Genomic DNA, 21266 nt, shown 5'->3' with positions numbered 1-21266 from the left:
AAGCCGCACATTAATAACCTGCATTTTGATGACCAGTAAGATTAGGATTGTTCTGAATTTCGGATAGCGGTATTGGAAGCCTGATATTTTTACCCACTTTAAAATTCCTGAAGTCAGGATCACGTGTGGCTACGATATCAACGGCGGCCTGTGTATCCAGATCTCCCCAACGTTTCAGATCGGCCCAGCGTACACTTTCTCCGCAAAGTTCCAGTGTTCTTTCAATTTTTAAACGATTCCTGAAAAGCGTTTTATCAGTGCCAATGGCAGGATAGGCGACAGCAAGGTTCGCCATATTGGAGCGGGTCCTTACCCTGTCCACATACTGATAAGCAGCCCCTGTTTGTCCTAATTCATTCAACACTTCCGCATACATCAGTAATACATCAGCAAACCTGATATTGCGAACATTGATCTCATTGAAATAATCTTCGTTATTACGGTAGTAATCACGGGAATATTTTTTGAACCAGGCCTCATTAGCACCCCATTCCCAGCTGCGGCCATACGTTTTATTGCCAAAATCAGCTTCCAGTGCAGGATAGAACAGCGTGTACTGTAAACGGGGATCAAGCCTGTTATCAATGGTCCTCTCCTTCTTAAATTCATCTACTATCCAATAACGGGCCTGGCCATCTGACCAGCCGATGCTGCGTGGTGCAAAGAACTGCGCCCTGTTACATCCCATATTGGAAGAAGGCCCATCCCCTTCGCCGGTTTTATTCGCATCTGAAAACTGTATTTCAAATACGGACTCCTTGTTGTTTTCATTATTGGCGCGGAAATTATCCACGAAAGCAACCAGGTCATAGTAGTTTTTACCCGCACCGGTCACCAGGTAGTCAAGCGCTGTTTTAGCCTCCGGCCATTTCTTCTGCTGCATATATACTTTACCTAAAAGGGCCATTGCAGCTCCTTTTGTAGCCCTTCCGATATTGTCGCCTGTATATTGTTCAGGCAATGCTGCGCCTGCTTCAGTAAGGTCTTTCTCTACCTGCGTCCAAACTTCAGCCAGTGTTCCGGCTTTAGGAGCATCGGCAGGTGATTGCGGAGTTGTTACAACCGGTACATTTTCATACAAAATAGCTGCATAGTAATAATAGAAAGCACGCAGGAATTTGGCTTCGGCCAATAGTGCATCCTTTTTCTTTGCATCCGTGAATTCAATGTCCGGAACTTTGGCAAGCACCTGGTTGCATCGGAAAATTGCCTTGTAAATGTCACGGAAAGTATTTACGCTGCCTTCCCAGAAGTTATAGTTAATGTAGTTAAAACGGGTCCAGTCTGCCAGTTCTATCCATGGGCTGTTACTGAAACCCTCATCCCCGGTAAGGTCCAGCCGGAAGTAGATCCAGCGGCCAAATCCTCCGTTCTGGTAAAACATATGGTAAATAGCATTCACCCCCTTCTGCGCATCACTCTCTGTTTTCCAAAATTCTTCAGCGCCCAGGGAATTGGGATTTTTCTGATCCAGCAGATCCTTTCCGCATGATGTTGCAACCATACACAAAGCAAGCACAACCATTGATCTTATGATAATATTTTTCATTGTCTATATTATTTTAAAATCCAAAATTGATACCAACGGTAAATGTTCTGAGATTAGGGAAAGCTCCATAATCAAATCCCTTTTCGAAAATGCTGGTATTACTAAACTCCGGATCAAGACCTGTGTATTTGGTAATGGTGATTAAATTTTGTCCTGATATGGAAACCTGCGCATCCGCAAAACCGATCCTTTTAACAACCGTTGATGGAAGTTTATAGGAAAGGCCGATGTACTTCATACGGGCGAAACTTCCGTTCTCCAGCCACCTGTCTATATCTCCCCTTGAATTTAAAGTAGTTCCATAATAAGCCCTGGGGGTGCTTGTGTTGGGGTTTTCAGGTGTCCATGGCTGGATACCTTTCCTGTAATTGGAATTATCGTCAAACCTGTCCGTTACGCTGCGAGGGCCATTGAATACTTTGGCACCAAATGAAGCAAACCAGTCCATCGTAAACTCAAATCCTTTATAAGCGGCATTAAAATTAAGCCCCATTTCAAGTTTAGGCCATGGGCTGCCTACAATGGCTTTATCATCATTGGTGATCTGCCCGTCTCCATTATTGTCTTTAAAGCGTATATCACCAGGTTTGGAAGAGGGCTGGATCACTACGCCTGTTTTGTTCTTGTAATTATCTACCTCCGCCTGGGTTTGAAACAAACCGTCTGTTTCCAATACATACCACATACCAATGGGTTGCCCCTGCTGTGTAACGGTATTACCTACAAAAGTTTTGTTTTTCCCATACCCCAGGTCTACTACTTCATTTTTCAACCTGGTAACATTTAAGCCGATACCATATTTAAAAGCCGTACGGTCTTCCCGGTAATTTGCACTTAACTCAAAGCCACGGTTGGCAAGCGTAACACCATTCACCCGGGGATTGCCACCATCATTTCCGGTAGTGAGCAATATGGGATAGTTTAAGAGTACATCCTTTGTATTGGTGATGAAGTACTCTGCCGTTACTGTTAACCTGTTATCCAGGAAACCGGCATCCACACCATAGTTCTGCTGTGTTAACACCTCCCAGCGCAGATCGGAGTTGGCCAGTTGTACCTGTGTAGCACCAGGCTGTTGTGCCTGCCCCGGGCCAAAAACAACCGTAGAAAATGTATTGATGATTGCCTGGTATTCATATTCATTAATGTTATTGCTACCCAGGGTACCATAACTTGCCCTCACCTTCAGATCGTTGATGAAGGATGAGGAAAAGAAATCTTCCTTGCTGATCCGCCATGCTCCGGAAACAGAGGGGAAGGTTTTTGTGTTATAAGAAGACCCGAATTTTGAAGAAGCGTCATTACGAACAACGGCATTCAACAGGTATTTGTCTGCATAACTATATTCCAACCTCCCGAAATAGGATATCAGGTCTGTACGTAATCTGTAACCATTGGCCAGTGCAGAATTACCCTGGTCCAATATATCGTAATACTGACCGGTGCTTGGATTGAACAACATGTTAAGCTTGCTTGCCCCGATCAGTTCATAATTTGTGCGCTGGTACGACTGGCCTGCTATTACATTGATGGTGTGTTTATCAAATGTTTTATTGAAGTTCAGGGTATTCTCTATCAGGCCTGAAAAAAACTGTGCCCGGTTCTCGATCAGCCTGGAAGGATCAATTGGCTGGTTCAGCGTCCAGTTACCCACCTTCCTGATAAATTTGTAGTGATCGTTGCTGGTTTCAAGCCCCAGGTTCAGACGATATTTCAGGGAAGGCAGGAACTGCAATTCGGAAAACAGGTTACCCCTTATGCGCAGGTTGGCATTGGTAGTATTCTGGAGATTGGCTATTGCCAGGGGATTTGTTCCAAATGTACGGGCATTCGCTTCACTTCCATATCCGTAACCTCCCGGGTTGGCAGGATCGTAAACAGGTATGGTGGGCAGTAAACGTACCACATCCACGATGGGATTTCCCTGCATTTCCTTTGCTTTGGCATAACTGATGGCCAGGTTCTCCCCGATGGTAAATATGCCTTTCTTACCCTGCGTATTTACCCTGAGGCTAAGCCGGTTAAAATTAGTGCCGATCACCGTTCCTTTATTGTCAAAATACCCGGCAGACACCAGGTAACTTCCATTATTGCTGCCGCCGGAAAAACTGGCGTTATAATCCTGCATATTACCCGTGCGGAAAGCCACATCCTGCCAGTCTGTATTATTCTGCACCTGGAGGTTCTGCCTGGGCACACCGGCATTATCATATGCCATGTAGTTCAGTTTAGTGAACTCATTGGTATCCGCCAGCTTATAACGTGGTATTGTTTGGGTAGCAGCTTTTGCCGACACCTCCACTCTCATAGGACCATTCTTTCCCTTTTTGGTGGTGATGATGATCACACCGTTCGCTGCTCTCGATCCATAGATAGCAGCAGCAGATGCATCTTTCAGGATCTGAAGGGATTCAATGTCGTCAGGGTTAAAATCCCGGTTGGCGGTAGTGATCAAACCATCAATTACATATAATGGATTGGCATCTGAGAGATTTTTCAAACCCCGGATCTGGATCTGTGCCTCAGAGCCCGGCTGGCCTGCCGAACGCACCTTTATACCACTGGCCTGCCCCTGCAATGCCTCAGCAACTGTTGTAACCTGACGCTTTTGAATATCCTCCGCTTTAACAACAGATACAGCGCCTGTAAGGTCTTTTTTCCGCTGCGCGCCATAACCTACTACTACAAAGTCCTCCAGTTTACTTTCAAGCTGCTGTAGCACTATTGACATACCATTAACAGCGGCTTTTTCAACTGTCTGAAAACCAACAAAGCGAACTACAAGAATAGCTTTGTCTGAACTGACATTAATTGTAAAACTCCCATCTCCACTGGTCAGTGCAGCTTTTGTAGTTCCCTTCTCTACAACGGTAGCGCCGGGCAATGCAGTTCCGGTACTATCAGTTACCTTACCTGAAATGGTAACCTGCGAAAAAGCAGCAAATGAAGAAAGAAGGAAAAAGGAAATTAGTGGAAACAATTGTTTACATCTGCTATGCAGCATAGCAGACAAGTAAAGTTTTTTCATAACAGCGTGGATTGTTATTTAATAAAATCAGCAATAAAACTTCTACATACAAATCCCTGCCTAAAGAAACCCAGAAAATAGTTATTACAGAAAACGATATGTCTCAATACTTTGTTTATTTGTCTCATTTTACCAAATCGGCTTAAACCTTTAACTTACGCTTCATGAGAATGCGCCTGTTTTTTCTACTGGGGATGATGCTCTGCGGTGTCTTTAAAGCATCTTCGCAACAATACACTTTTCGCCATTACCAGGTGGAAGACGGGCTTTCGCACAATACAGTATGGTGTGCCTACCAGGATAGCAAGGGCTTCATGTGGTTTGGTACAAAAGACGGACTGAACAGGTTTGATGGTAATTCCTTTAAAATTTTCAGGAACAATGCTGAAGACAGCAGCTCCATCGGAAACAATTTCATACGATGCTTATTCGAAGACAATAAAAAAAGGTTGTGGATAGGAACAGATAATGGCATCTATCTTTATCAACCCGAAACAGAAAAATTCCATTTACTCCCAGCCTCCAATATTGCAGCCGTTATATGGTCTATAAAGTCAGACAGCAAAGGCAATATCTGGTTCCTGATAGGTGAAAAAATATATCAGTACAATGAACAGCTTAACCGTGTAATCCCTGTTTTTAACAACAGCCGGGAGATCATCACATCACTTTGCATAGATGCCAAAGACCAGGTTTGGTTTACAGCAAATGAGCAACTGAAACGTTATGACCCCGGTAAAGGCACACTGACCTCCTTTAATATTTTCTCCCACTCCCATCCTTCGGAGATAAAGATCATCAACACCATTCTCGATTGCAGGAATGGAAAGCTTTTACTGGGTACAACAACACAGGGAATAAAAATATTTGACATACCAACAGGAACGTATAAAGATGCTTTACTTAGTAACTCAGACAGAACGCCTGTTTATGTGAGAGACTTCGTACAGATAAATGACAATGAATATTGGGTAGCAGCAGAATCAGGCATCTATGTATATGACCTGGATAAAAACACCTATACAAATCTTAAAAAGGATTACAACAACCCCTATTCATTGTCTGACAATTCCATATACACGCTTTGTAAGGACAAAGAAGGCGGTTTATGGGCAGGGACCTTTTTTGGCGGTATTAATTACTTTCCCAAACAATATGCCCCATTCCACAAATATTTCCCCAATAATAATCCCTGCACACTGAGTGGCAATGCCGTGCGTGAAATAACACAGGACAAATACGGCAACCTCTGGATAGGCACGGAAGACAATGGGCTGAACAAGCTTAATCCAAAAACCGGGGAGATATCCCATTTCCTGCCTGGCGGCAAACCGGGGGACATCTCGCATTCTAATGTTCACGGCCTGCTGGTGAAAGGCAACGAGTTATGGATAGGGCTGTTCCACCACGGAATAGATGTAATGAATATCAGTACCGGAAAGGTTATTAAACGGTATACCAAAGCAAACTGCAACCTGAACTATAATTTCATCCTTTCCATCATCCAGGCACAATCCGGGGAAATCCTCATAGGCAGCCAGGCAGATCTGATGCAATATGATACAGTTACTAAAAACTTCAGCCATGTGAAAGAAGTTTTGGAAAACTACAACATTCATAATGTGATGCAAGGCCGTGATGGTACGGTCTGGATAGCTACCCATGGCCAGGGGTTATTGTATTACAATAAAGCATCTGCATCAGGAGGCCGGTACAGATATGATCCTCTCAACAGATCAAGCATTGGCAGCAATATGGTGAACAGTACTTTTGAAGACAGCAGAGGCATTTTATGGGTGGCCACAGAAGGAGGCGGCATATGCAGGCTTGACCGGAAACAAAACAAATTCATCCGTTATACCACAAAAACAGGCTGGCCAAGTGATTATATCTTCAAGATCCTGGAGGATGAACAAAACAAACTATGGGTAAGCACTGGAAGAGGCCTGGTTTGCTTTGATCCGGAAAAAGAAACCCTTCAATTGTTTACGCAAGCACATGGTTTATTGAATGATCAGTTTAACTATAACTCGGGCTACAAAGACCTGGAGGGGAATATGTACTTTGGTAGTGTGAAAGGAATGATCGGCTTTAATCCCAAAGCTTTTATCCAGGATACATTTACGCCCCCGCTGTACATTACTGACTTCCAGATCAGCAGTAAGGAAGCAACTAATAAATTAAGAGAACAGGGATCCAGGATGATCAGCCCTGAAATTAAACTTGCTCACAACGAAGCTTCTTTCAGTATTGATTTTGCTGCACTGAGTTATACGGCCCCCACCATGACGCAATATGCGTACATCATGAAAGGCTTGGGTAACAACTGGATAAATACCAAAAGTAACAAGGCCCACTTTACTGATCTTTCCCCCGGCACTTACACCTTTGCCGTAAAAGCCGCCGGCAATAATGGAAAATGGGGAGAACCGGTATCCCTTACCATTAGTATATCTCCCCCTTTCTGGGCCAGCATATGGGCTTATCTATTCTATATGCTTACCATTACAGCTATCGTGTATTATATAGCCCGCTTTTATTATAAGCGTATCCAGGAAAAGAAACGGATAAGGTTATTGCAAATAGAACATGAAAGGAATATAGAGATCTACCAGGCAAAGATGAACTTCCTGACCAATATTGCGCATGAGATAAGATCTCCCCTCACGCTGATCAAAGGCCCATTGGAAAAGGTGATAAAACAAGCCATCCACATTCCTGCTATCGCTAAAAACCTTGCAAGAATGGAGAAGAGTACCAACAGGTTAGTCAACCTCACCAACCAGCTGCTTGATTTCAGGAAAACAGAAGCAAAGGGCTTTAGCCTCACCTTCAGGAAAATAGACGTAGCTAAATTGCTGGAGGATACCTTTTTCAGCTTTAAGCCCCTGGCAGAACAAAAACACATTTCATTTTCATTGCAGCCATCTCCCGCTTTACATGCTTATGTAGATGAAGAAGCCCTGAATAAGATCCTGAGCAACCTGTTCAGCAACGCCATAAAATATTCACAGCATTCCGTTAAGATCAGGTTGCTGCAGCCAAACACCGAATACTTTATCATCGAATTTTCGAATGATGGTTATATTATACCTGCCAGCAAAAAGGAGAAGATCTTTGAGCCCTTTTTCCGCCTGAGTGAAAACCAACACCAGGAAGGAACAGGCATCGGGCTGCCATTATCCCGGTCCCTGGCAGAATTACATGGAGGTACGCTTTACATTTCAGATGATGTTACCAGCAAAAACGTATTCATCTTAAAAATACCTTTGATAATATCTACAGATAACTTAATCTCGTCCCATGAAATATAAAATTTTGTTAGTAGACGATGATGCGGATGTGCTTGAATTCCTGACAGAAGAACTGGAAGAAAATTATACCATATACACCGCTTCCAATGGAAAATCTGCACTCACAACATTATTAACGGAATCGATAGACCTGGTTATAAGTGACGTGATGATGCCCCAGATGGATGGGTTTGAACTTTGCCGTAACATTAAGAATACGGTTTCCTACAGCCATATTCCTGTTATACTCCTTACGGCTAAAAACATGCTGCAATCGCGGATCGAAGGGCTGGATATGGGGGCAGATGCTTATATAGACAAACCTTTTTCACCGGAACATTTACGGGTACAGATCACCAACCTGTTTAACAATCGTGCCAGGATAACACAGCATTTTTTTCAATCCCCCTCTGCGGATATTACCAGCATTGCCCACTCAAAATCTGATCAAACCTTTCTGGAGCAATTAAACCAGGCTATCAGGAGCCAGATGCAGGATATAGACCTGGATGTTGAAAAGCTCGCCAAATATATGAACATGAGCCGGGCCACACTCTACCGGAAGATCAGCGGTATTTCCAACATGACGCCGCATGAACTGATCAACACCACCCGGCTTAAAAAGGCAGCAGAGCTATTAGTTTCAGGTAATTATAAGATCTTTGAAATAGCCGATGAAGTAGGGTTTCAATCACAGGCCAACTTTGCCAAACTTTTCCTTAAACAATTCGGCATGACGCCAACGGATTACGCCAAAAAAAATAAGTAAACCCTGCCAGATTTAGCCTTCATACTGACCGAATAGTTAAATACCGGTGTATTAGAAGAATCTTATAAAGTACTCTGCAACAAATACCTTGCGCTGTAAATAAGAGTTGCAACACCGTCTTTAATACCCGCTTCTTGCATCTATCAGAAATTTATCCTAATTTACTTTGACCTCCATCATCCACGTTTAAAAAAACATACCAATTTCATGTGTTCGGTTGAAGAAACTGGGTTCATTCAATTCCTGTCTTCAGGAGATGACAAGGCTTTTTCTGAGCTGTACGATCGTTACTGGGAGCCGCTTTTCGGCTATGTAATGCATGTACTCCAGGATAAGGAAGACAGTATGGATATTGTGCAGGATACTTTTATTACCGTATGGCAGCAACGCACCTCCCTGGGTAATGTGCAGTCTTTCAAAGCTTATATTTTTTCTATTGCCCGGTATAAAGCGCTGGGGTATATCCGGATGAATATCCGGAAAAGAGACTACCTGTCCTCCCTCCTGAACTTTTTACAGGCGCATGATGAAAGTCCGGAGGAACTGATGATCAACGGGGAATTGCAATCTATTATTAATACTGAAGTGGCCAACCTTCCTCCCAAAATGAGGGAGGTTTTCCTGTTAAGCCGCGAGCAGCGGCTTTCTTACAGGGAGATAGCAGCAAAGCTGAACATCTCCGATAAAACGGTAAAAAAACAGATCAGTAACTCCCTGAAACTCATCCGCCTTAAAATGGAAGGAGATCTTCCTTCTGCCCTACTGCTGTTAATACTGCTGAAAAGTCTCTGAGAAAAATATTTTTCATTCCATCTACTACCAACTTCCTTATTCTGACACTTACTACTGAACCACGTTGATCTGATGACCGGTAAAGAAGATATAATAACCCTTTTAAAGCAATACGAAGCCGGTGCCTGCAGCCCGGAGCAAAAAGCATTGCTTGAAAAATGGTTTGCAGAAAGGCAGGCCTCTTCCGGCTGGCGATGGAGCAGTGAGGAAGAGCGTTTGCTGGTGCAGCGGCTGATGCGTTCGCAGATTGAAGATCAGATCTTTAAAAAGAAGAAGCCGGAGAAAAGAATATTCACGTTAAGAAAGATCGCAGTAGCAGCCTCTGTTCTACTGTGTTGTTTCGCTGCAGCCTGGATCTTCCGCACGGGCAGTACGGATAAAGAAGTAAAACGATACTATACTGAAAAGGCAGTTAAACCGGGTAGCAAAGCTGCCCGGCTGACACTCTCCGATGGATCTGAGATCACACTGGATGATGCGGACACAGGCATGTTGTTCAATAAAGGAGGTGTTAAAGTATCCAAGCTTGCCAACGGACAATTATTATATGAAGCAGCAGATGCGCCCTTCCAAAATCGCAATAATACGCTCAGCATTCCCCGTGGAGGCCAATACCGGATCACCTTACCGGACGGCACTGTAGTGTGGCTTAATTCCGCCACAAGCCTTACCTGGCCAACTGCATTTACAGATAAGGAACGCGTGGTCACACTCTCGGGAGAAGCTTATTTTGATGTGGCTAAAAACAGTGAACAGCCTTTCAAAGTCAGGGCCGGCGGGGCCGAGATCCTTGCAACCGGCACCAGTTTCAATATCTCCGCCTATGAGGATGAAGACCAGGTATCTGCTACACTGGTAGAAGGAGGTGTAAATGTAACAGGGCCGAACGGTATGGTAAGTCTGAAACCCGGTCAGCAGGCTACTATCTTCTCCGGCAACAACCAAATGCAGAAAAAGGATGTGGATACAGATCAGGCACTCGCCTGGTTACAAGGTAACTTCCTTTTTGAAGACCAGGATATAAGGTCTATTATGAGAAACCTGGCACGGTGGTACAATCTTGAAATCAGTTATGAAGGAAAGCCTAATCCTATGAAGTTCGGAGGCACCTACTCCCGCTCCAAAGGATTGGATGAATTATTGAAACATCTTGAATCACTGAGCGGCATGCGGTTCAGCATAAATAATAACAAGGTGACTGTTTTAATGTAACATACTCTTCTCTCAGCATACTTACAGCATTTACAATTAACTAACCGGCTTCACCGCCGGATCGGATTTCTATTATATAAAACCTAGCTTGCCATGAAACTTTCTACACTCATGTTGCTGATCGGTTTCTTTCAGCCAAGGGCGGAGGCAGAGGCCCAGGAAGTAAGCCTGAATATCAGGAATGCTCCCCTCGCCAAAGTATTTAACATGCTTAAAAAACAAACCGGGTACGACTTCCTCTATGTATCCGAAGAACTAAAACGAGCCACTCCCGTAACCTTACAGGTAACCCGCAAACCCTTGGCGGAAGCACTGAAGCTCTGTTTAACGGATCAGCCGCTCACATTTGAGATCCACAATACAACAGTGCTGATCAAACAGAAAGCGGAACCACCCCAGCAGGACAAAAAAGTAGAAGGTGTTGTAGTTGACCAAAAGGGTGAACCCATACCAGGCGCCACCGTTACGGCGAAAGGCACCAAACTTGGCACCACTACAGATCTGCAGGGAAAGTTCTCTTTCAGTGTGCCGGATAACATTGCCGTTATTGTAGTGACCTATGTAGGTATGAAAACAGTAGAGGTCAGTACCGGGCAGGGGCTGCGTGTTATGCTGGAAGCTACGGACGAAGCGCTCAACGAAGTGGTGGTGGTAGGATATGGAAGACTGCGGAAACTCAGCCTCACAGGGTCTATCAGCAGTATCTCCAACAAAGACATTATTACCACCCGCGCTCCTTCTCTTGCCGTTGCCCTGGCAGGTAAGGTACCGGGATTGCAGATCCGCCAGAACAATGGTACACCCGGAGGTTTTAGCACCAATATCAATATACGCGGCATGGGTACACCTATGTTTGTAATTGATGGGGTGGTGCGTAACGAACCAACAGAGTTTCAGAAACTCAACCCGGAGGATATTGAAAGCATCACGGTACTAAAAGATGCATCTGCCGCTATATACGGTATCAATTCCAGCAATGGTGTAATTCTTGTAAAAACAAAATCAGGTACCAAAGGCCCGCTGCGTGTTTCTTACAGTGGACTGGCAGGCGTTACAAGGCCAACACAGCATACGAAGATGATGGATGTGAGCCAGTATTGGGAGATCAGGAATGAAGATGCATTCAACTCTACAGGAACACCTTACTTTTCTTCAAAGCAGGCATTGGAAGAAGCAAAGGCCCTCCCCTATACCAACTGGTATAAAGAAGTATTTCAACAGGTAGCTTTCCAGCATCAGCATAATATCACCATAGAAGGCGGCACGGATAAAATATCCACCTATACCAACATAGGATATATGACTGATAACGGTTTGCTCAGAAGCGGAGATATCGGTTACAATAAATACTCGTTCAGGAACGGTACTACCTTCCAGCCTAATAAATATGTAAAGGTGGAACTGAACCTTTACGGCTTTACGGATTACCGCAAACAACCGGGTACCTGGGATGATGCATTCTTCTATCTGAATAAAGCTGCCCACGGGCTGATACCTTCAGAGAGTGTATATGCGAATAATAACCCGCTGTACTATAATCGTCCGCGTACATTCAGTGATAACCCGCTGCAGTTCTCCCAGCGCGATATTTTTGGTTATGGGGAATGGAGGGATAAATTCTTTCAATCCTTTCTTGCAATGACCATTAACGTTCCCAATGTAGAAGGCCTGCAACTAAGGTTCCAGGGAGCATATGATGGAAAGACCACTATCAGAACACGTGTACAGAAAAGAGCTATCAACTACATCTACTCTGCTACCACAGACAGCTACACGCCTTACAACAACTACGATCCAAGCATACAGGAAGAAGCGGGTACCACAACACGCCTGAACTTCCAGGGGCATATCCTCTACAACAAACAAATTGCACAGCATCATAATGTTGGTGTTGTACTGGTTGCAGAGGCACGCCAGGATAACACACGTTACCTGAGCGGCAAACGTTTTTATGAAGGCGATCTGTTCACCATCGATAATATAGACCGGGCACCGGTGACCAATCAGCAAACAGCGGGTAATACCGGCGTGTTTAAATACGCATCATTCATCGGGCGTTTCAACTATGACTACAGGAGCAAGTACCTGCTTGAGTTTGCCTTCCGTGAAGATGGATCATACCGGTATGCACCGGATAAACGATGGGGTTTCTTCCCTGTGATATCAGGGGGATGGCGGATATCTGAAGAACCTTTCCTGAAAAACAATACGCGGGTGATCACTGACCTGAAACTGAGAGGCTCCTATGGTACTACCGCACAGGATGCGGGTAATGCCTTCCAGTTTATTCCGGGTTATACGAGTTATAATGGTTATGTGCTCGGCGATAAATTTATCAGCGGGTATACCAATGCAGGGCTATTGAATGCCAACCTTACATGGACCACTTCCAAAACAGCAGACGTAGGTATTGACGTTAGTTTATGGAATGGCAAACTGGACTTTACATTCGACCTCTTCCGCAGGAACAGGACGGGCCTGCTGGCCACACGCGCTCAGGCCTTACCCAATACCTTCGGTGCCGCCTTACCACAGGAAAACCTGAACAGTGACCGTACAGATGGTTTTGAAATGAGCATCGGGCATAAGAACAGGATAGGTGAGCTGGAATATGGTGTATCCGGCAATATGTACATTGGCCGTACACAGATGCTGTACCTGGAAAGGGCACCTTTCCGCAGCAGTTACGACAGGTGGAGGAATGGAGCTGCTAACCGCTGGCAGGACATTGGCTGGGGCTACCAGGTTGCCGGGCAATACCAGAACTACGATGCGATACGCAATGGTGTGATAGAAACCACTTCTTATGGCAATTCCAGAACATTACCCGGCGATTACATGCACCTGGATGTAAATGGCGATGGTGTGATCAATGGCAAAGATCAGATGCCGCTCTTCTGGAACGGCCAGCCAAAGATGGGCTTCGGACTTAATATCAATGCAAGTTGGAGAGGCCTGGACTTTAATATGCTCTGGCAGGGAGCGGGTATGTATTCCCTGCGCTACAACGAGGTGTTAGGCAGGGTGCTTGCACTTGATGCTGCCAACTCACCTGCCTTCTACTATGACCGCTGGCATCTGGCAGATATATACGATCCTAACAGTGAATGGATCCCGGGGAAATATCCTTCCACACGCCGGCTGGATTCAGACAATGGCGCTAACTACCTGGAGAGCGACATCCAGCGGGTAGATGCTACCTATGCCCGTTTGAAGAATATGGAAATAGGTTACAGATTACCGAACAGCGTTTTACGGTTCCTGGGTGTTTCAAGGTTCAGGTGTTATGTAAACCTGTTCAATCCACTGGTGATCTGCAACAGTTATCTTAAAAGTTTTGATCCCGAGATCACTGATGGGAACGGATTCCAGTATCCGCTTTCAAAGGGCTACAACTTTGGCGTAAACCTAACCTTTTAATTCTCCATGCTATGAAGCGTTACACAACTCTTTTAATAATATCCCTGTTCTGCCTGAGTTCCTGCTCCAACTTCCTGGAAGTAGAACCGAAGGACAGGATGACGGGAAATGCCCTGTTTGCCAGCGATGGCGGCATCAATGCCTATATGGCGGGGCTGTATTTTGATCTGCCGATGGAAGATTACCGTTATGATTTCACCAACAGGTTTAATCTCACCCGTTGTGATGGCGGTAAAACCAATATGATGGCCACACCTGAAGCAGTGCACAGTGAATGGGGCGATCATGCGGGGCAACCGGATAGGTTCGGCAACTGGGGAGATCTGTATGTATATGTACGGAAGTACAACGAACTAAAAGAAAACCTCCCGCTGATGCGGCCATCCAACCCGGCTACATTAGAGATGCTGCGGGGCGAGTACCATTTCTTTTTAGCCTATACTTACTTCGCATTGGCCAGAAGATATGGCGGCGTACCCATCATTACAGAAGTGCAGCAGTTCAACGGAGATTACAAGACTATCAAAATTCCCCGCAGTAAAGAAGTAGCTACCTGGAAGTTCATCCTCGCGGAATGTGACAGTGCTGCCAAACTGCTGCCTAATACCACCATACAGGAACGTGCGAACAAATGGACGGCCTTTGCTTTAAAATCAAGGGTGGCGCTGCATGCTGCCTCTGTTGGTAAATTCTGGAACGCCAATGGCGCCGCCCTCTCTGGCCAGGCTGTTACAGAAGGCCTTGCAGGTGGATTCACCGCAGAAGATATCCGGTTCTTCTACCAGGAGTGTATCAATGCATCCGCTGAAGTGATCAAAAGCGGTAAGTTTGCTTTGTATGGAGAAGCGCCTGCAACACTGAATGAAGCCGCTATTAACTATGGCAAGGTGTTCACAGCAGGGAAAGGTATATCAGAAGTGATCCTGCTCCGGAACTTCATCTATCCCGGCGTTGCACATAATATGGGTAAATGGCATGAGCCAAATCAATTGTCGGTTGAATTTGGCGGCCGCGTAGGCCCCACATTAGACCTGGTTGAATCCTACGCAAAGATCGATCCCCTTACCCGCGCAGGCACTTATAATGTAAAACTCGAAACGACTACAGATGGTAACGAAAATTATACCGTAGGGTATGCCTTCTCTAAAACCATCAATTACAAAAGATATGACAACCTCACGGAGATCTTCGCTAACAGGGATCCTCGCTTATATGCATCTGTTATACTGCCCGGCACCCAATGGGGCGGGAAAACCATCATTATGCAGGGAGGCCTTGTAAAGAACAACGGAGATGCTATCTGGCAGACTAACGACAAATACACTTACAATGGCGTTGATTACTATGGTAAAGGAGATGCCAGCGAAGGAAATGTTTCAGGATGGGTGAGCAACCGCGCCAATGGTACCCGCTCCGGCTTTCTGTTGAAGAAGTACCTGAATGGCGCCAATGACCAGGTATGGGACCAGGTGGTAACACCTTTCTCGGAACTACGGTATGCAGAAGTATTACTGAACTATGCAGAAGCTGTTGCCGAAAGCAGCCTGCCTGATGCAGGAGGTGTTATCACCGCAAGGGAAGCATTGAATAAAGTACGTAAACGCGCCGGATTCCTGGACAATGTTGATCTCACCACACAGAACGTACGTTATGAGCGCAAAGCTGAGTTTGCCCTGGAATATAATACCACCTGGGAATATTACAGGCGCAGGGAATACCACACCTTCTTCAATAACACCTATCACCGCAGAGGCCTTATAACCATGGCCGACTTTATAACAGGATCTTTGAAATACATTTTCGTGCGGGCGAATGTGGAACCGGGGAATAGTGCCAAGAACTTTGAACCCAAAGCCTACTACCGTCCTATCCCCGGTATTGAAAACAACTCTTTGATTCAAAATCCTAACTACTAATGCTTCGCTATATGAAAACATGGATCATAGTATCGGCTGTTCTGTTTGCATCCTGCAAATTAGATCAGTATGACGCGCCCAGCGCCACCATTCATGGCTCCTTAAAGGATGTTAACGGTGGCGCGCTTATTCAGCAGGACGTAGAAGCCGGCTCCAGGATCATTTACAAGGAACATGGTTACCAGAATCCTGAAGAGCAGCAGATGATCTTTAAAGAAACAGGGGAATACCGTAACAATCTGATGTTCCCGGGCCTTTATGATATTTATTTTAATGAAAGTAATTTCGTAAAACCGGATACGCTTAAATCTTACGCGGTTAAAAGCGGCGATAACCAGCTTGATTTCACCGTGCAACCTTACATCAGGGTAAGTAATGTTTCCATCGTAAAAACAGGGAATGAAATTGTAGCCACCTTCACTATCACACCTACCGTAGCCAATAATGTAAAACAGATCGGCCTCTTCGGGCATATCGACCGTATAGTGGGCAACCAGTTTGCGCAACAGCGGGCTACACAGAACATCGATGCGGCATCGAAGGACACGCCTAAAACTTACACGTTGAAGTTCAGTACGAATGGATTTACAGCAGGCAAAACGTATTATTTCAGGGTAGGTGCATTGATAGATGTTGCCAATGCAAAATACAACTATGCTCCTTCCGTAACGATCAGTCTCTAAAGTATGCAATACAGGTATTTACTCTTATCCCTGCTGTGCGCAACTGCATGCATCCGGCAGGGAAAAACAGATCAGGCAAAAACACCGAAAGAAAAATTTTCAGAACATGTTCGATCCACCGAATTCCGTACACCGGAAGAAGAACGGGCTGGTTTCAAGCTGCCGCCAGGTTTTGAGATCACCTTGTTTGCTTCAGAGCCGGATATCAGTAAACCCATCAATATGGAATTTGATGACCGGGGCCGCCTTTGGGTGACGCAATCTTCCGAATACCCAATGGCGGCCAATCCCGGCAAGGGAAAGGACCGTATCAGCATCCTGGAAGATAAAGATGGAGATGGCAGAGCAGATAGCTTTATGCATTTTGAGGACAGCCTGAATATTCCCATAGGTATTATGCCGGTGGCCAACGGCGCCATCGCTTACAGCATCCCCGATGTATATCGTTATACGGATAGTAATGATGATGGTAAGGCCGATCAGCAACAGGTATTATACGGGCCCTTTGGTTTCCGTGACACCCACGGCATGGTGAACAACCTCACCCGCGGTTTTGATGGCTGGATCTATGCCTGCCATGGTTTCACCAACACTTCTACCATTGCCGGTACAGACGGGGATTCTATAACAATGGTATCCGGCAATACGTTCCGTTTCCGGGTAGATGGCAGCCGGGTGGAACGTACTTCCAATGGACGGGTGAATCCTTTCGGTAATGCCTGGGATGAATGGGGCTACCTGTATTCCGCCGATTGTCATTCCAAACCTATTTATCAGCTGATCAAAGGAGGTGAATATCCACACTTTGGTAAAAGATCACCGGGCATTGGCTTTGCCCCGGAGATGATGCATTATGAGCTGGGTTCTACAGCCATCGCCGGGCTGGATTATTATATAGGCGAGCAATTCCCTGGGGAATACCGTCATAATTTTTATTCAGGGGATGTAGTGACCTGCCAGATCAACCGCAACAGCATGACATTGCAGGGCACTACTCCCACTACAAAACGGGAGGCTGATTTCCTGTTGAGTGATGATCCCTGGTTCCGCCCCGTGGATATTAAAACAGGCCCGGATGGAGCCTTGTATGTTGCAGATTTTTATAACCGTATTATCGGTCACTATGAGGTACCCCTCACACATCCCGGCAGGGACAGGATAAGCGGGCGGATCTGGAAGATCACTTATACGGGTAATAAACCTGCAAAAGTAACTGACTGGACCAAAGCCTCCATGCAGGAACTGCTGGCTGGTTTACAACATCCCCAACTGAACATCCGTATGAAAGTTGCGGACCGGCTGGTAGATGTATGGAAAGACAAAGCGGTTGATCCGGTGAAAAAGATGATGGGATCTGCTAAAGGTTATGCTTATATACAGGGATTATGGATACTTTTCCGTTTGCATGAATTACCTGATGATCTGCTCAATAACGCCCTGCATCACAAAGATGCCATGATACGTGTACATGCCTTACGTGTATTGCGGGAAATGAATACCCTCAGTGAACAACACCGCAGCATTGCCATCACCGCATTGAAAGATGAGAACCCGCATGTACGCCGTATAGCAGCTGAAACACTGGGCCGCTTTGCAGATGCAGGCAGTGTTGCGCCGCTGCTTGCTTTGTATGACGAAACCGGTGAAGCAGACTCGCACCTGCGTTATACATTGCTGGCCAGCATCCGCAACAACCTGCAAAATGATAAAGTGATGCAGCAGACGGCACATGCAAAATGGACGGATGCTCAACTGGCTGTATTAACGATCGCCATGCTGGATGCACCCTCTCCATTAGCCGCCAATTTTATACTGAACTATCTGCAAAAGCATGCCGTACCACAGGAACAACTCATAAAAAGCCTGGAATATATTGGCCGATATGTACCACCGGCCAACCTGGATGCAGCCATTGCACTTATCAGGCAGAAATTTGCAAAGGAGCCGGATGTACAGTTCACCATCTACAATACCATCCGCCAGGGCATGGTGCAGAGCGGCACCAGCGTTCCGCCACGCATGCGGCAATGGGGTGTACAGATGGCAGAACATCTGCTGACAAATATCTCTACGGCAACAGATACCTGGAAAAGCAAGACCCTGAACGATCCACTTAATCCCTGGAAAGTACAGGATGACTTTCTGACGGATGTGATGCCGGCATTCCGGATCATATTCAGTGAATGGAAAGGTTATCATCCTATGGCAGTATTGCATTCTGCTCCGTTCAAACTACCCGCTACGCTGCAGATGAATGTATTTGACAATGATCTTGATAACAGTACAGAGAAAAAAGGCACCTCCCGCAATACGGTCCGTATACGCCTGAGTGGTACTGATCAGGTAGTAGCAGAATACCGGCTGCGTATGGACCGCAAAGTTGTATGGAAAGACCTCATCAAAAAAACAACATTCGACCTGCATAGCTGGCAGGGGCAGCAGGGCTACATTGAAGTAACAGACAGTTCTGTTACAGGCGCCATCGGTATCGGCAAGCTGGCGCCGGCCGTGCTGCCTATGCCGGCTGTAAGCCCCGGTGAAATAGCAGAACGCAGGGCACATGCAGTAGAAATGGCAGGAGATCTTAAGGTGAATTCGCTGGAGCCTGTGTTGCGTAAGTTATTATCAGCACCCTGGGCAGATATCAATGTACGCATGGCTGCGGCCCCCGCACTGATGAACCTTTCCCTTCAAGGAAATATCAGTTACCTTGGAGCTATATTCAACGATCCTGCCCAACCTGCCGTATTACGCGAAAAAGTAGCGCAGGCATTGGCGCAAAGCCCCTCGCCTGCTGTATACGCCATGCTGGCCAAAGGTTTAAGCGGCATCCCCCGTAATGGCCAGGTAAGCATTGCTACCCTGCTGGCCAATACACAGGCAGGTGCTGATCATTTGCTGGCCGCTCTCAAGGCTGGCGACATCCACCCGGATGTGATCGCTGAACCGGCTGTAAAAGAGCGCCTGATTGCACATGTAACACCCGCACAGCAACAGGAGCTCGATAAACTAACAACAGGCAACGCTAATGCAAGGCAACAATTGATCGCGGACAGGCTGGAAGGCTTTACACATGTTACCGTTAAGGCAGAAGATGGAAGGAATGTGTTTATACAGAACTGCAGTATGTGCCACCAGATCAAAGGTAACGGTGGTATGGTAGGCCCGCAGCTGGATGGTATTGGTAACTGGGGAGCGAAGGCCCTTACAGAAAAGATCCTGGACCCTAACCGCAATATTTCAGCAGCTTTCCGCAACTATAATATCACCTTAAAAAACGGGAAAACACTCAGTGGCTTATACCGCCGTACGGAAGGAGCCGTTCAGGTGTTCACCAATGCAGCCGGCCAGGAATTTACTGTTGCCAGCGGTGATATCAAAGAGAAGAAAGCATCCGTTTATACATTGATGCCTGACCAGTTTGGTAAAAACATACCGGAGCAGGATTTTTATGCGTTACTAAAATTTTTACTCAGCACAAAATGATGAAGCAATTCGTACTGCCATTACTCCTGGTGAGCAATATAGCTACCGCCCAATTTTCTAAACAGGTGATCACCCGCGAATTTATTACGGAAGGGGTGGCTGTTGGTGATGTAAACAAGGATGGCCGCAAGGATATTATCGCCGGGGCTTACTGGTTTGCGGCACCCGGCTGGAAGCGCCATGCACTGGCTAAAGCAGATACCTTTTCCGTCAGTAACGGATACAGTAATTCCTTTCTCAACTTTGGTATGGATGTAAACCAGGATGGATGGACGGACCTGGTGCGCATCGATTTTCCCGGTAAGGCAGCAGTATGGCATGAGAACCCGCGTAATAAACCCGGGCACTGGAAAACACATCCTGTATATAAATCTGTAGGGAATGAATCTCCGCTTATGACCGATATGGACGGAGACGGCCGTCTTGATCTGCTATGTAATGACCCGCAGGAGAAGAAGGTGATCTGGCTGCGTTCTCCGGACAAAGGTGATACAGCCTGGCAACGCTTTGTGATCGCTGAAGGAAATGCACGGGGGGCAGAGATGTTCACCCATGGATTAGGCTTTGGGGATGTTAACGGAGATGGCCACAAGGATGTGCTGATCAGGGAAGGCTGGTGGGAAAACCCCGGTAACCCCAGGCAAAACAATTGGACTTTTCACCCCGCAGACCTGGGCGCCGATTGTTCCCAGATGTATGTGCTGGATGTAAACAAGGATGGTTTACCGGATGTGATCAGCGCCTCTGCACATAACTATGGGATCTGGTGGCATGAGCAGGTAAGCGGTGGCTCCTGGAAACATCATGAGATACATAGATCATTTTCACAAACACATGGCGTAGCGCTGGCTGATATTAACGGTGATGGATATCCGGATATCATAACCGGCAAACGGTACTTTGCACACAATGGGGGTGACCCGGGTGCATTTGAACCTGCAGTCCTGTATTGGTTTGAGTTTAAGCCGGGAAGCACGCCTGCCTGGATACCGCACCAGGTAGATAATGATTCAGGCGTAGGCCTGCACCTGGTAGTAGAAGACATGAATGGAGATGGTAAACTGGATATTGTTGTGGGCAATAAAAAAGGGGTACACCTCTTCCTTCAGAAAAAATAA

The 21266-nt window shown here is 46.0% G+C and carries 11 protein-coding genes; 9 read left to right on the top strand and 2 right to left on the bottom strand.

Translation table 11 applies throughout. The features are described from left to right. Positions 1 to 10: 10 nt before the first annotated feature. Together AAHN97_RS06820 and AAHN97_RS06815 are read right to left on the bottom strand one after the other, a co-directional pair. Entirely contained in the window at positions 11 to 1549 is a 1539-nt protein-coding gene (locus AAHN97_RS06820; RefSeq protein ID WP_343306810.1) for a RagB/SusD family nutrient uptake outer membrane protein, read from the bottom strand. 13 nt (positions 1550 to 1562) lie between these two features. After that, the gene (locus AAHN97_RS06815; RefSeq protein WP_343306809.1) at positions 1563 to 4577 is read right to left on the bottom strand and encodes a SusC/RagA family TonB-linked outer membrane protein; all 3015 of its coding nucleotides are present in this window, start codon (positions 4575 to 4577) and stop codon (positions 1563 to 1565) included. 164 nt (positions 4578 to 4741) lie between these two features. On the opposite strand from AAHN97_RS06815, the gene AAHN97_RS06810 reads away from it, so the two are divergent. From AAHN97_RS06810 to AAHN97_RS06770, 9 genes are all read left to right on the top strand, one after another. Further along, positions 4742 to 7891, top strand: coding sequence for a two-component regulator propeller domain-containing protein (locus AAHN97_RS06810; RefSeq protein ID WP_343306808.1), 3150 nt, complete (start codon positions 4742 to 4744; stop codon positions 7889 to 7891). After that, entirely contained in the window at positions 7881 to 8639 is a 759-nt protein-coding gene (locus AAHN97_RS06805) for a response regulator (RefSeq protein ID WP_343306807.1), read from the top strand. Before AAHN97_RS06810 ends, AAHN97_RS06805 begins: the two co-directional genes overlap by 11 nt. Positions 8640 to 8846: 207 nt before the next feature. Next, complete coding sequence (locus AAHN97_RS06800; protein WP_343306806.1) at positions 8847 to 9431, top strand: RNA polymerase sigma factor; 585 nt, start codon at positions 8847 to 8849, stop codon at positions 9429 to 9431. A gap of 72 nt (positions 9432 to 9503) precedes the next feature. Next, positions 9504 to 10643: a FecR family protein gene (locus AAHN97_RS06795; RefSeq protein ID WP_343306805.1), complete on the top strand. Its 1140-nt coding sequence runs from the start codon at positions 9504 to 9506 to the stop codon at positions 10641 to 10643. Positions 10644 to 10736: 93 nt separating this feature from the next. Continuing rightward, complete coding sequence (locus AAHN97_RS06790; protein ID WP_343306804.1) at positions 10737 to 14063, top strand: TonB-dependent receptor; 3327 nt, start codon at positions 10737 to 10739, stop codon at positions 14061 to 14063. An 11-nt stretch (positions 14064 to 14074) separates the two neighbouring features. Further along, complete coding sequence (locus tag AAHN97_RS06785) at positions 14075 to 15979, top strand: RagB/SusD family nutrient uptake outer membrane protein (protein WP_343306803.1); 1905 nt, start codon at positions 14075 to 14077, stop codon at positions 15977 to 15979. Positions 15980 to 15990: 11 nt separating this feature from the next. Then, positions 15991 to 16662, top strand: a complete 672-nt coding sequence (locus tag AAHN97_RS06780; RefSeq protein WP_343306802.1) for a DUF3823 domain-containing protein — start codon at positions 15991 to 15993, stop codon at positions 16660 to 16662. A 3-nt stretch (positions 16663 to 16665) separates the two neighbouring features. After that, the gene (locus AAHN97_RS06775; protein WP_343306801.1) at positions 16666 to 20148 is read left to right on the top strand and encodes a PVC-type heme-binding CxxCH protein; all 3483 of its coding nucleotides are present in this window, start codon (positions 16666 to 16668) and stop codon (positions 20146 to 20148) included. Beyond that, positions 20145 to 21266: an FG-GAP repeat domain-containing protein gene (locus AAHN97_RS06770; protein ID WP_343306800.1), complete on the top strand. Its 1122-nt coding sequence runs from the start codon at positions 20145 to 20147 to the stop codon at positions 21264 to 21266. Before AAHN97_RS06775 ends, AAHN97_RS06770 begins: the two co-directional genes overlap by 4 nt.

It is taken from the genome of Chitinophaga niabensis, assembly GCF_039545795.1.
Lineage (GTDB): Bacteria > Bacteroidota > Bacteroidia > Chitinophagales > Chitinophagaceae > Chitinophaga > Chitinophaga niabensis_B.
Note: the sequence above shows the minus strand (reverse complement) of the source record. Positions and strands in the feature narration are given on the sequence as shown.